We start from the raw sequence: 12629 nt of genomic DNA, 5'->3' as shown, positions 1-12629 counted from the left end.
CTTATTTCCGTCCGATAAGGCGTCAATTGCGATGGGGTAAGCGATCACCCTTTCGTGTGCTTTTCACCAAAGACCTCAAGGGACTTGGGAGCGACGCCGACAACAGATCCGTGAGTACCCTTGCGCACACCATGATGACCGCCGCCCGCTCCGCCGACTCCGGCATGGCCGGCTCGGGCGAACTCGACCGTTACCCCTATGGGGAGGCAAATGGCACCGACCGTGTGGGCGCCCCTGTTTGGGATGTCGCGGACCAGGATCTCGGCCGGATGGGACGGCGGGCCGCCGGTAGCCGCGGGCGTGGTCTGCACGGCCAACTCGTCCAGCAGCTGGGCCAGATGATCGTTTCCGGGGACCTCGGCGCGGACCGCCCGCTCGTGCCCGAGGAGATCGGCCAGCGATTCGAGGTGTCCCGCACCGTCGTCCGCGAGTCGCTCCGCGTCCTGGAGGCGAAGGGCCTGGTCAGTGCCCGCCCCAATGTCGGCACCCGCGTCCGCCCCGTCAGTGACTGGAACCTGCTCGACCCGGACATCATCGAATGGCGCGCCTTCGGTCCGCAGCGCGATGACCAGCGCCGCGAGCTGAACGAGCTGCGCTGGACGATCGAGCCCCTCGCCGCTCGGCTCGCGGCCGGACACGGCCGTGAGGACGTCCAGCAGCGGCTCACCGACATGGTCGAGATCATGGGGCATGCCCTGGGGCAGGGCGACCCGATCACTTTCGCGCGCGCCGACGCCGAGTTCCACTCCCTGCTCATCCAGCTGGCGGGCAACCGCATGCTCGAGCACCTGTCCGGCATCGTCTCCGCCGCCCTCCAGGTCTCCGGGGGCCCCGTCACGGGCTGCGACCGCCCGAACGAGGCGGCTGTCGCCCACCACGGCCGGATCGCCGACGCCCTCGCCGCGGGCGACGGCACGGGCGCGGAGGCGGCGATGCGCCAGCTGCTCACCGTCCACCCCGATGTCGAACGTGTGGTCCCCGCGCCCCGCGAGCACTGACGCGTCTCTCGGTGATCCGGCGATCAGGTGATCCGGCGCCTCGGTGCAGGCCCTCGGTGCTCGATGCGCCGCGCGGCCCGGACGCGCCCCACCATCTGTTCCCCATGTGCCGCCGGATCGCGCCTGATCCCCCGGGACCCGGCGCGATCCGGCGACACATGTGTGGACCATGGGTTCCGTCGGGTCGAGCTGGGTACCAGAAGAGTGGCTATGTTTGACCGTATCCAGTAGTTTTTGACCGCTTACGGGGTGTGACTCGGGCCACGCAGATTGGGCGTAACGCTCCTCGGAACAGCGCGATGACCTAAGAGGTGACAGCCGAGGAGGGAATACAGCAGCCGTGTTCGGCGCTGTGCATCTCCCCGGCGCCCGCCCGCGCCGTCGGCCCATCCCCAAGCCGGCGGTCGTCGGCTCCGGTCCTCACAGGACGGGGCCGGAAGCCGTTTTCCAACGTTCCGAGAGGTTGTTCGTGTCGGCCAGCACATCCCGTACGCTCCCGCCGGAGATCGCCGAGTCCGTCTCTGTCATGGCGCTCATTGAGCGGGGAAAGGCTGATGGCCAGATCGCCGGCGACGACGTGCGCCGTGCCTTCGAGGCCGACCAGATTCCGGCCACTCAGTGGAAGAACGTTCTGCGCAGCCTCAATCAGATCCTCGAGGAAGAGGGTGTGACGCTGATGGTCAGTGCCGCGGAGCCGAAACGCCCCCGCAAGAGCGTCGCAGCTAAGAGCCCGGTCAAGCGCACCGCCACCAAGACCGTCGCCGCCAAGACGGTCACGGCGAAGAAGGTCGCTGCCACGGCCACCCCCGAGTCCTCGGCCGTCGAGGTCGAGGCTGAGGACGCCGAACCCAAGAAGGTCGCAGCCAAGAAGACGACGGCCAAGAAGGCCGCCGCCAAGAAGACCGTCGCCAAGAAGGCGGCGGCGAAGAAGACGTCCGGCAAGAAGGACGACGAGGTCGACGACGAGGCCACCGAGGAGACCCCCGGTACGGCCAAGGCCGAAGGCGAGCCCGGCGAGGAGGGCGCGCAGGGCTTCGTCCTGTCCGACGAGGACGAGGACGACGCGCCCGCGCAGCAGGTCGCCGCGGCCGGTGCCACCGCCGACCCGGTCAAGGACTACCTGAAGCAGATCGGTAAGGTCCCGCTGCTCAACGCCGAGCAGGAGGTCGAGCTCGCCAAGCGCATCGAGGCCGGCCTGTTCGCCGAGGACAAGCTCGCCAACGCCGACAAGCTCGCGCCGAAACTCAAGCGCGAGCTGGAGATCATCGCCGAGGACGGCCGCCGCGCCAAGAACCACCTCCTGGAGGCCAACCTCCGTCTGGTGGTCTCCCTGGCCAAGCGCTACACCGGCCGCGGCATGCTCTTCCTGGACCTGATCCAGGAGGGCAACCTCGGTCTGATCCGCGCGGTCGAGAAGTTCGACTACACCAAGGGCTACAAGTTCTCCACGTACGCCACCTGGTGGATCCGTCAGGCCATCACCCGCGCCATGGCCGACCAGGCCCGCACCATCCGTATCCCGGTGCACATGGTCGAGGTCATCAACAAGCTCGCGCGCGTGCAGCGCCAGATGCTCCAGGACCTGGGCCGCGAGCCCACCCCGGAGGAGCTGGCCAAGGAACTCGACATGACCCCGGAGAAGGTCATCGAGGTCCAGAAGTACGGCCGCGAGCCGATCTCCCTCCACACCCCCCTGGGTGAGGACGGCGACAGCGAGTTCGGTGACCTCATCGAGGACTCCGAGGCGGTCGTGCCGGCCGACGCGGTCAGCTTCACCCTCCTCCAGGAGCAGCTGCACTCCGTCCTCGACACCCTTTCGGAGCGCGAGGCGGGCGTCGTCTCGATGCGTTTCGGTCTCACCGACGGTCAGCCGAAGACCCTCGACGAGATCGGCAAGGTCTACGGCGTCACGCGTGAGCGGATCCGTCAGATCGAGTCCAAGACGATGTCGAAGCTGCGCCACCCGTCGCGTTCGCAGGTCCTGCGCGACTACCTGGACTAGAAGCGCGACCGCCCGGACGGGATCCGGGCGGTGAGTACGTCAAGGAAGGGCCCGGTACCCCTCAGGGTGCCGGGCCCTTCCAAGTGCTCGTGTGCATGACGCACGAGGTTCACTCACGCTGGGTGTGTCGATACAACCCAGAGTGAGGACACCGCATGCGTCGTCCCTTCGCCCGAACGCCGTTCCGGGCGCCTGTCCTGCTGGCGGCGGCGGCCTTGCTGCCCCTGGCTTCCCCCGCTCCTTCGGTCGCGGACAGTGTTGTCATCGGGGGCCGGCCGGTCCGGGTGGCCGACAGTCCATGGATGGTGGCGCTCTCCAGCCGTGACCGGTTCGGGGGTACCCGATCCGGTCAGTTCTGCGGAGGCGTCGTGGTCGGGCGGTCCACCGTCATGACCGCCGCCCACTGTCTGAGTCCCGAGGTCCTGGGCACCGCACTGCGCGCCGTGGGGGACCTCAAGGTCATCGCGGGGCGTGACGACCTGCGGACCAAGTCGGGCACTGAGGTCCCGGTACGCCGCACCTGGGTCAACCCCGAATACGACCCCGAAACCAACTCCGGGGATGTGGCGGTCGTCACGCTTCGCGCGCCGCTGCCCGAGCGATACGTGATCCCTATGGCGGGGTCGGGTGACTCTGCGTACGCGGCCGGGACGGTCGCCGCGGTCTACGGCTGGGGCGACACCACGGGGGCCGGCGACTACGCGAACACGCTGCGGGCCTCGGACATGCAGGTGCTGGGTGACTCCGAGTGCGAGGCGGCCTATCCGGGCAGCTCCGAGGGAACGTTCCTCGCTCGCACGATGCTGTGCGCGGGGAAGCCGCAAGGTGGGAGGGATGCCTGTCAGGGAGACAGTGGCGGCCCTCTCGTGGCGCACGGGCGTTTGATCGGGCTTGTGTCGTGGGGGAACGGTTGTGGGCGCCCTGGGAGCCCCGGCGTCTACGCCCGGGTGTCGGAGGCCATGCGCGTCATGCCGAAGCCTGTCTGACGCCCTCAGGGCGCCTCATGGGCATATGCCGGGCTGATGCGAGGACGGGCGGCCACCCTGTGGTGCAGGGTTGGCCGCCCGATCACCGGCCTGGGCCGGAGCTGGCTCGTCGTTGTGCGAGGCGTCAGCGTTCCTCGGTTTCGGCGCTTGCCGGAGCGGCGGTCAGGCGCTCCGTCTCGTCCTGTATCTCAGCGGCGATCTTCTTGAGTTCCGGCTCGAACTTGCGACCATGGTGGGCGCAGAAGAGCAGTTCACCACCGCTGATGAGCACGACGCGCAGATATGCCTGGGCGCCGCAACGGTCACAGCGGTCAGCGGCCGTCAGTGGGCTCGCGGGGGTCAGAACAGTAGTCACGTCGCCTCTTCTCTAGCTCGACGAGCTGTCGTACCAGGGTCAACATCCAACCAGGCCGAAAACGTTCCCGCTCGTGGCTTTTCCTCGAAAAATCTTTCCGAGGGGCTGTCTGCTGCCGGTTGGCGGCGAATGTGCCGTATTGCGTCTCTTACGTGTCTTACGGGTTCGCGCGTTCCGTCAGGGTCGGTCCTCGCCGACTGGCTTGTCGGTTGTTCATGAGGACGTGCCCGGAGCCTAAATGGTTCATGCGCCGAAGGGAACGTGATGTGGGCTTCACCCCATCGAGGGATCGAACACGCATACGATGCTGGACTAGTCTGGGCAGAGGCGAGGGTTGCGTTACAACGGCTCTACCAGGCCTCGGTACCCTCTGAGCGGCGACCGAAGCCGACCCCTTACCCAAAGGGTTTCCACTGAAATTCAGCGAGGAGCGAACTGCGTGACCGCCGAAACGTCCGTGCCGTCCACAGCGCTGCTGACCGGAGCAGGCGGCATCGTGGACAAGGACAGTTCCAACTACACCGCGCGGCACCTGCTCGTCCTTGAGGGGCTCGAGGCCGTACGCAAGCGCCCTGGCATGTACATCGGGTCGACGGACAGCCGTGGCCTGATGCACTGCCTCTGGGAAATCATCGACAACTCCGTCGACGAGGCCCTCGGCGGCTATTGCGACTACATCGAGGTCATCCTCCACGACGACGCCTCCGTAGAGGTGCGGGACAACGGCCGCGGCATCCCCGTGGACGTCGAGCCCAAGACCGGACTCTCCGGGGTCGAGGTCGTCATGACCAAGCTGCACGCGGGCGGCAAGTTCGGCGGTGGCTCCTACGCGGCCTCCGGCGGTCTGCACGGCGTGGGTGCCTCCGTGGTGAACGCGCTCTCCGCGCGGCTCGACGTCGAGGTCGACCGTGGCGGGAACACGCACGCCATCAGCTTCCGCCGCGGCGTCCCCGGCGCCTTCGCCAAGCCGGGGCCCGACGCGACGTTCGACTCCTCCGCGCGGCTCAGCAAGGTCAAGCGGATCCCGAAGAACCGCACCGGCACGCGCGTGCGGTACTGGGCCGACCGCCAGATCTTCCTCAAGGACGCCAAGCTGTCCCTGGAGAACCTGCACCAGCGCGCCCGCCAGACCGCGTTCCTCGTGCCGGGCCTGACCATCGTCGTGCGCGACGAGTACGGGCTCGGTGACGGCGGCAGCAAGGGCGAGGAGTCCTTCCGCTTCGACGGCGGCATCAGTGAGTTCTGCGAGTACCTCGCCGCCGACAAGCCGGTCTGCGACGTCATCCGCTTCTCCGGGCAGGGCACCTTCAAGGAGACCGTCCCCGTCCTCGACGACCACGGTCAGATGACGCCGACCGAGGTCACCCGCGAGCTCGGTGTGGACATCGCGCTGCGCTGGGGGACCGGTTACGACACGACGCTGCGGTCGTTCGTCAACATCATCGCCACCCCCAAGGGCGGCACCCACGTAACCGGCTTCGAGCGCTCGCTCACCAAGACGATGAACGAGGTGCTGCGCGCCCAGAAGCTGCTGCGTGTCGCCGAGGACGATGTCGTCAAGGACGACGCCCTCGAGGGCCTGACGGCCGTCGTCACGGTGCGTCTCGCCGAGCCGCAGTTCGAGGGCCAGACCAAGGAGGTGCTCGGCACCTCGGCGGCCAACAGGATCGTCGCGAACGTCGTGGCCAAGGAGCTCAAGGCGTTCCTGACCTCCACCAAGCGCGACGCGAAGGCCCAGGCCCGCGCCGTCATGGAGAAGGCCGTCGCCGCGGCCCGTACGCGGATCGCGGCCCGCCAGCACAAGGATGCGCAGCGCAGGAAGACGGCCCTCGAGTCGTCGTCGCTGCCGGCCAAGCTCGCCGACTGCCGCAGCGACGACGTGGAGCGCAGCGAGCTCTTCATCGTCGAGGGGGACTCCGCGCTCGGCACCGCCAAGCTGGCCCGGAACTCCGAGTTCCAGGCGCTTCTGCCGATCCGCGGCAAGATCCTCAACGTTCAGAAGTCGTCCGTGTCGGACATGCTGAAGAACGCCGAGTGCGGCGCGATCATCCAGGTCATAGGAGCCGGGTCGGGGCGGACCTTCGACATCGACGCCGCGCGCTACGGGAAGATCATCCTGCTCGTCGACGCCGATGTCGACGGCGCACACATCCGCACCCTGCTCCTGACTCTGTTCCAGCGCTACATGCGGCCGATGATCGAGGCGGGCCGCGTGTTCGCCGCGGTGCCGCCGCTGCACCGCATCGAGCTTGTCCAGCCGAAGAAGGGCCAGGACAAGTACGTCTACACGTACTCGGACCGCGAGCTGCGCGAGACGCTCCTCGAGTACCAGCGCAAGGGCGTGCGCTACAAGGACTCGATCCAGCGTTACAAGGGTCTTGGCGAGATGGACGCCGACCAGCTGGCCGAGACCACGATGGATCCGCGTCACCGCACGCTGCGCCGGATCAACATCGGCGAGCTGGACGCCGCGGAGCAGGTCTTCGATCTGCTCATGGGCACGGACGTGGCGCCGCGCAAGGAGTTCATCAGCAGCTCGGCCGCGACGCTCGACCGGTCGCGCATCGACGCTTAGGGCTGACCCGGACGCCGGCTCCACCCGTGGGTGGAGCCGGCTGATCCACCCACGATCCACCCCAGCTCCGATCCCGTGAGCTGGCCTTTTCCGTAACTTCGAAGACGTTGCTCGACGTCGCCGCTCGGCGCCGTCCGGCGAAGTTCTCGAAACCCTCGAAATCTTCGAAGTCACGGAAAGTCGGAGGCCGCCATGTCCGGGCTCACCAATGTGCTGGTGATCATCGCCGTCGTCGTGCTGGTGGTCGTCCGTCAGTTCAAGGCACAGCAGATCACCATGGGCAACCGCTGGTGGGTCGTGCCCGCCGTGCTCGTCTTCATGGCCCTGCGCAAGCCGGACCTCTTCGACCCCCACCACCAGGCACTCTCGGCCTCGCTCATGGGTGTCGAGCTGCTCGTCGGACTCGCCATCGGCGCCGGCTGGGCCTGGACCACCCGCCTGTGGACCGCGCAGGACGGCACCGTGTGGAGCAAGAGCACCAAGGCCAGCGGCGCCGTCTGGATCGTGGGTGTGGCCGTACGGGCCGGTCTCTATGCCGCAGGCGCGGCCTTCGGTATCAAGCAGGGCAGCGCCGCCCTCATGCTCGCCCTGGCCGCCACACTGCTCGTCCGTTCCGGAGTCCTCATCAGGCGTGCGCAGTCCCTGCAGACTGCACCCCAGGGGGCCGGGGCGTACGGTGACGGCGTGCCCGTGCCGTCGTGGAAGGACCGTGTGTGACGCCCGGAGCCTGGACCAGCTGGCCCTCGCGGGAGGCACTCTCCCGCGAAGGGCTCACGCGGCCCCGACGGGTTCTGGCACGCGTCGTGCGAGCGGTCGCGCTCACGGCCCTGGTGTGGACCGCCGCCGCGGAGCGCGGCGTGCACGGATGGGCGGTCGCCCTGGCGCCGGTCGCCCTCATCGCCTGCGGCGCCGCCGCCTGGGGGTTCTTCCGGACCACGCTGGATCACCGGCTGTGGCCCTCCGTGGGACTGCTCGCCCTCCTGCTGGGTGCGGCCTTCGCGGCGGAGCAGACCGGGTTCAGAGGGCCGGCGCTCGTCCTGTGGTGCGGCTGTGCCGTCACCGCCCTTGAGCGGCTGCCCCTGGTCGCGGCCATTCCTCTCACAGCCGGCGCGCTCACCGGGTTCGCGGTCCTGAACAACGACGCCTGGTTCACCACGGCGGTCACCACCATCGGGCTCTGCCTTGCGGGATACGTCCTGCGCCTGGACGCGGAGGCGAGAGGCAGCGCCCAGCGGCTGCTCCGCCAGGAGCGGGCAGCGAGGGCCGCGGAGGCGGAATCCGCCGCACTGGCCGAGCGGGCCAGGATCGCGCGAGAGATCCACGACGTGCTGGCGCACAGCCTCTCCGCCCAGCTCGTCCACCTCGAAGCGGCCCGCCTGCTCATCGAGCGGGGCGCGGATCTCGACCAGATCCACGAGCGGGTCGTCGCCGCCCGGGGCATGGCACGTGACGGGCTCACCGAGACGCGCCAGGCACTCTCGGCGCTGCGCGGTGAGATGACCCCGCTGGAGGACTTCCTGCGCGAGCTCGTCGCCACGGACGGTGCGACGGTCTCGGTGGAGGGCGTGCGGCGCCCCCTGTCCGTGGAGGCGTCACAGACCGTACGCAGAGTCGCCCAGGAGGCCCTGACGAACGTACGCAAGCACGCGCCCGGTGCGAAGGCACAGGTGAGGCTGGAGTACGGCGCCGCCGAAGTGACCCTTGAAGTAAGGGATTCGGGCTCGGCCGCACCGGCGGGAGAGCTCACTGTCAGTGGCTCCGGCTACGGTCTGTTGGGGATGAGGGAGCGTGCGGAGCTGCTCGGCGGCACGCTCGTGGCAGGGCCGTGCGAGGAGGGTTTCGCAGTGAAGCTGAAGGTACCCGTATGAGTGGGGCGGACCCGGGGGCGCACGGGACCGATCGCGCAGCGGACTCGGCAGGTTCGCGGACAGGCGCGGCGAACGCGCCGACAGGTGCCACGGACTCGGCCGGATCCCAGACGGGAGGGGTGGCGCGAGGAGACGCCAGAGTCGTGGTCGCCGATGACCAGACGGTCGTGCGCGAGGGCATCGTGATGCTGCTCGGGCTGCTGCCGGGCATCGAGGTCGTGGGAGCGGCCGGTGACGGGGACGAGGCCGTCGCGCTGGTCGCCCGACTCGCCCCGGACGTCGTCCTCATGGACCTGCGCATGCCGCGCTGTGACGGGGTGGAGGCGACGCGGCGTATCCGCGCCGAGCATCCCGGCACCCAGGTCGTCATCCTGACCACCTACGCGGACGACGAGTCGCTGTTCCCCGCGCTCAAGGCCGGAGCCCGCGGCTATCTCACCAAGGACGCGGGCGGCGACGAGATCGTGCGGGCCGTGGAGGACGTGCTCTCCGGGGACGCGGGCCTTTCCCCGAAGATCCAGCGCCGTCTCCTGGAGCGTCTTTCGGAGCCCGCGCCGGCCCCCGCAGCCGTGGATCCGCCCGACGGGATCACCGCGCGAGAGGCCGAAGTTCTGGGACTCATCGCCGAGGGCCTCACCAATCAGGAGATCGCCCGCGCCCTCCATGTCTCCACCGCGACGGTGAAGACACACATCAACAATCTCTTCGCCAAGACCGGCCTCAAGGACCGGGCACAAGCGGTGCGGTATGCCTATCGACACGGCCTGGTGCAGCCACCGGGGTCGGCCATCACCTAATGGGGTGAAGGGGGATGTGAGAAGAGTCCGGGATCTTCCCGTTCTGCCCATCCTTGGGCTCGCGGCCTAAGTGGCCCGCGGACAAGGAGAGTTCGGTGGAGAAGCACGACGGGCGCGAGGTGGCGCAGACCCGGGCCGGTGATCGCGGTGTTCTCGGCGATCCCTGGTACGACGCGCTGGCCTCCGGGTGGGGCGAGTTGGACGGCACGGGGGCCCCGGCCCCGGCCGTACCTCCCCAGGCCCCGCCCCCGGAGCGGAGCGCGGCCGCGATCTATCTGGAGGTGCAGCGCAGCGCCGCCTTCCAGGAAGTGCGCAGCCGCTACCGGAGGTTTGTCATTCCGGCCGCCGCGGCCTTCTTCGCCTGGTACCTCGCGTACATCCTGGCGGCGACGGCTGCCCCCGGCCTGATGGGCAGGCCCGTCGCGGGCGCGGTGAACGTGGCGATGCTGGCAGGGCTCGCACAGTTCCTGAGCACCTTCCTTCTGACGTGGCTCTACTCGCGTCACGCGCGGCTGCGAAGAGACCGTGCGGCGCTCGAACTGCGCTGGGACACCCAGGAGATGACCCGAGTGATCGAGGGTGGCCGGCGGTGACCGCGAACCATCAGACGCTGGCGCTGCTGCTGTTCAGCGTGTTCGTCGCCGTCACGCTGGCGATCACCACCTGGGTGAGCCGCAACAGGCACGGCTCGGCCGAGGAGTTCTACGCGGGCGGCCGGCTTTTCTCGCCCATGGAGAACGGTTTCGCCATTGCGGGCGACTATATGTCGGCCGCCTCCTTCCTCGGCATCTCGGGCCTGATCGCGCTCTTCGGCTACGACGGCCTGCTCTACTCGGTCGGGTTTCTCGTCGCCTGGCTCGTCGTGTTGCTGCTGGTCGCCGAACTCGTGCGCAACTGCGGTCGGTTCACGCTCGCCGACGTCATCGCCGCCCGGATGCAGGAGCGTCCCGTGCGGATCGCGGCGGGAACTTCCTCGGTGACGGTGTCCGTTCTCTATCTGGTGGCGCAGATGGTGGGTGCGGGCAGCCTGGTCGCGCTGCTGCTCGGCAGAACCGGCGGAGCCGTGCAGGCATGGACCGTCGTCGGCGTCGGCGGGCTCATGGTCATCTATGTGTCGCTGGGAGGGATGCGGGCCACCACCTGGATCCAGATCGTCAAGGCGGTCCTGCTCATGGGCGGGGCGATCACCCTGACCGTGCTCGTCCTGGTGCGCTTCCACGGGGACTTCGACCAGCTGCTGCGCACGGCGGCGCAGCGCAGCGGGCACGGAGCCGCGTTTCTCGCGCCCGGACTGAAGTACGGCGGAGGCTGGACCGCGCGGCTCGACTTCATCAGTCTGGGGCTCGCGCTCGTGCTGGGCACCGCCGGGCTGCCGCACATCCTGTCGCGGTTCTACACCGTTCCGACGGCACGGGCCGCGCGCCGCTCGGTCATCTGGTCCATCGGACTCATCGGGAGCTTCTACCTGATGACCATCGTGCTCGGCTTCGGTGCGGCGGCGATCGTGGGCTCCGACGCCGTGCGCGGTTCGAACGCGGCGGGGAACACCGCGGTTCCGCTGCTTGCGCTCGATCTGGGCGGCGGTCCGGACTCCACAGCTGGAACGGTTCTGTTCGCGGTGGTCGCGGCCGTCGCCTTCGCCACGATCCTCGCCGTCGTCGCCGGGATCACGCTCGCCTCCTCGGCGTCCGTGGCCCACGACCTGTACGCGTCCTTGCGCCGCCCGCGTGCCGAGCCGCGCAGCGAGGTCGCCGTGGCCCGCGTCGCCGCCGCCGGGATCGGCGTGGTCGCGATCGCGCTGGGCCTGCTCGCCCGCGACCTCAATGTGGCGTTCCTCGTGGGCCTCGCCTTCGCCGTGGCGGCCTCCGCGAACCTGCCCGTACTGCTCTACTCCCTGTTCTGGCGGAACTTCACCACGCGTGGCGCCGTGTGGTCCGTCTACGGGGGGCTCGTGCCCGCCCTCGTCCTGGTGGTCCTGTCACCGGTCGTGTCCGGCAGCGAGACCTCGCTGTTCCCCGGGGTGGACTTCCACTTCTTCCCGCTGGAGAACCCCGGCCTGGTCTCCATCCCCCTCGGATTCCTGGCGGGCTGGCTCGGCACGGTCACCTCGGCCGAGCCGCCGGACGAGGCCAGGCACGCGGAGACGGAGGTGCGTGCGCTGACCGGGGCGGGAGCCGTCTGAGGACCGCGCCCCACCGACGGGGCCCGAACCCCTGAGCGGCTGCCCGACCCCCCGCGCGGCTGCCCGGGCCACCCTCGGTCACTTCAGGGCGCCACCCATACATAGCGGTGCTCCGGGCGTCCGGTGTCCCCGTACTTGAGGGAGAGGCGGAGTCGGCCCGACTGTTCCATGTGCCGCAGGTACCGCTGCGCCGTGGAGCGGCTCAGGCCGGTCTCCGCCGCCACCTCGTGGGCGGACAGCGGATGCTCCGCGCGGTGCAGGACGCCGCAGATCAGATCCGTGGTCGGCTCCGACTGCCCGCTCGGAAGGCCGGGCGACGCGGGCATGGGCAGCGCCCGTAGCGCGCCGAAGATCCGGTCGACCTGCTCCTGGCCCGCGGCGCCGCGGCCGCTGACCCGGTCCACCGTGCGGCGCAGCGCCGCGTACGAGTCGAGCCGTGAGCGCAGCGCGGCGAACGTGAACGGTTTGACCAGGTAGTGCAGTGCGCCCTGGCGCATCGCCGCCTGCACCGTCAGGACGTCGCTCGCCGCCGTGATCATGATGACGTCGGTGTTGTGGCCGTTCTCCCGCATCCGGTGTGCGAGTTCGAGGCCCGTCATGTCGGGCAAGTAGTGGTCGAGCAGCACGAGGTCGATGCGCTGGCGCTCCACGAAGGCCAGTGCCTGCGCGGCGTTGTGGGCGCGGGCCACCACCCGGAAGCCGGGAACCTTTCCCACGTACTTCGCGTTGATCTCGGCGACACGGAAGTCGTCGTCCACGACCAGGACGTCAATCATCGGGCCTCTCTCCCTCAAGCCCAGGCGAGCTGTTAAGCCCGTGTTTCGGCTCAGCTGTTGTAGCGCGAGCAAAACGAGCACAACAGCCTC

At 69.0% G+C, this 12629-nt stretch carries 11 protein-coding genes; 9 read left to right on the top strand and 2 right to left on the bottom strand.

Annotation, left to right across the window (positions count from 1 at the left end):
- Positions 1–110: 110 nt before the first annotated feature.
- The 3 genes from ACFC96_RS34045 to ACFC96_RS34035 all read left to right on the top strand — a co-directional run bounded on the left by ACFC96_RS34045 (position 111) and on the right by ACFC96_RS34035 (position 3986).
- Positions 111–998 carry a FadR/GntR family transcriptional regulator gene (locus tag ACFC96_RS34045; RefSeq protein WP_376250784.1) on the top strand — a complete coding sequence of 296 codons (888 nt, stop codon included), beginning with the start codon at positions 111–113 and terminating at the stop codon, positions 996–998.
- A gap of 463 nt (positions 999–1461) precedes the next feature.
- A complete protein-coding gene (locus tag ACFC96_RS34040; RefSeq protein ID WP_376250786.1) occupies positions 1462–3000 on the top strand; it encodes an RNA polymerase sigma factor in 1539 nt (512 codons plus the stop codon).
- Between the two features lie 155 nt (positions 3001–3155).
- Positions 3156–3986 (top strand): trypsin-like serine protease, encoded by an 831-nt coding sequence (locus tag ACFC96_RS34035; protein ID WP_376250788.1) that lies wholly within the window; start codon positions 3156–3158, stop codon positions 3984–3986.
- 124 nt (positions 3987–4110) lie between these two features.
- Here the strand turns inward: ACFC96_RS34035 and ACFC96_RS34030 are convergent, their stop codons facing one another.
- Positions 4111–4341: a hypothetical protein gene (locus ACFC96_RS34030; RefSeq protein ID WP_018535956.1), complete on the bottom strand. Its 231-nt coding sequence runs from the start codon at positions 4339–4341 to the stop codon at positions 4111–4113.
- Between the two features lie 439 nt (positions 4342–4780).
- Between ACFC96_RS34030 and ACFC96_RS34025 the strand changes: the two genes are divergently transcribed.
- The 6 genes from ACFC96_RS34025 (at position 4781) to ACFC96_RS34000 (ending at position 11763) form a co-directional block, all read left to right on the top strand.
- On the top strand, positions 4781–6916 hold the full coding sequence (locus ACFC96_RS34025) for a type IIA DNA topoisomerase subunit B (RefSeq protein WP_376250790.1): 2136 nt from the start codon (positions 4781–4783) through the stop codon (positions 6914–6916).
- A gap of 192 nt (positions 6917–7108) precedes the next feature.
- Complete coding sequence (locus ACFC96_RS34020) at positions 7109–7633, top strand: DUF1453 domain-containing protein (RefSeq protein ID WP_376615786.1); 525 nt, start codon at positions 7109–7111, stop codon at positions 7631–7633.
- Complete coding sequence (locus tag ACFC96_RS34015) at positions 7630–8784, top strand: sensor histidine kinase (RefSeq protein WP_376250794.1); 1155 nt, start codon at positions 7630–7632, stop codon at positions 8782–8784. Before ACFC96_RS34020 ends, ACFC96_RS34015 begins: the two co-directional genes overlap by 4 nt.
- 143 nt (positions 8785–8927) lie before the next feature.
- Complete coding sequence (locus ACFC96_RS34010; RefSeq protein WP_376250796.1) at positions 8928–9581, top strand: response regulator; 654 nt, start codon at positions 8928–8930, stop codon at positions 9579–9581.
- 95 nt (positions 9582–9676) lie between these two features.
- A complete protein-coding gene (locus ACFC96_RS34005) occupies positions 9677–10174 on the top strand; it encodes a DUF485 domain-containing protein (protein WP_376250798.1) in 498 nt (165 codons plus the stop codon).
- On the top strand, positions 10171–11763 hold the full coding sequence (locus ACFC96_RS34000; RefSeq protein WP_376615784.1) for a cation acetate symporter: 1593 nt from the start codon (positions 10171–10173) through the stop codon (positions 11761–11763). Before ACFC96_RS34005 ends, ACFC96_RS34000 begins: the two co-directional genes overlap by 4 nt.
- An 83-nt stretch (positions 11764–11846) precedes the next feature.
- Here the strand turns inward: ACFC96_RS34000 and ACFC96_RS33995 are convergent, their stop codons facing one another.
- Positions 11847–12539, bottom strand: a complete 693-nt coding sequence (locus ACFC96_RS33995) for a response regulator (RefSeq protein ID WP_376250802.1) — start codon at positions 12537–12539, stop codon at positions 11847–11849.
- Positions 12540–12629 lie beyond the last annotated feature (90 nt).

This window comes from Streptomyces sp. NPDC055955, from assembly GCF_042270245.1.
In the GTDB taxonomy this organism is placed as follows: domain Bacteria; phylum Actinomycetota; class Actinomycetes; order Streptomycetales; family Streptomycetaceae; genus Streptomyces.
This window is presented reverse-complemented; position numbering and strand designations above follow the sequence as displayed.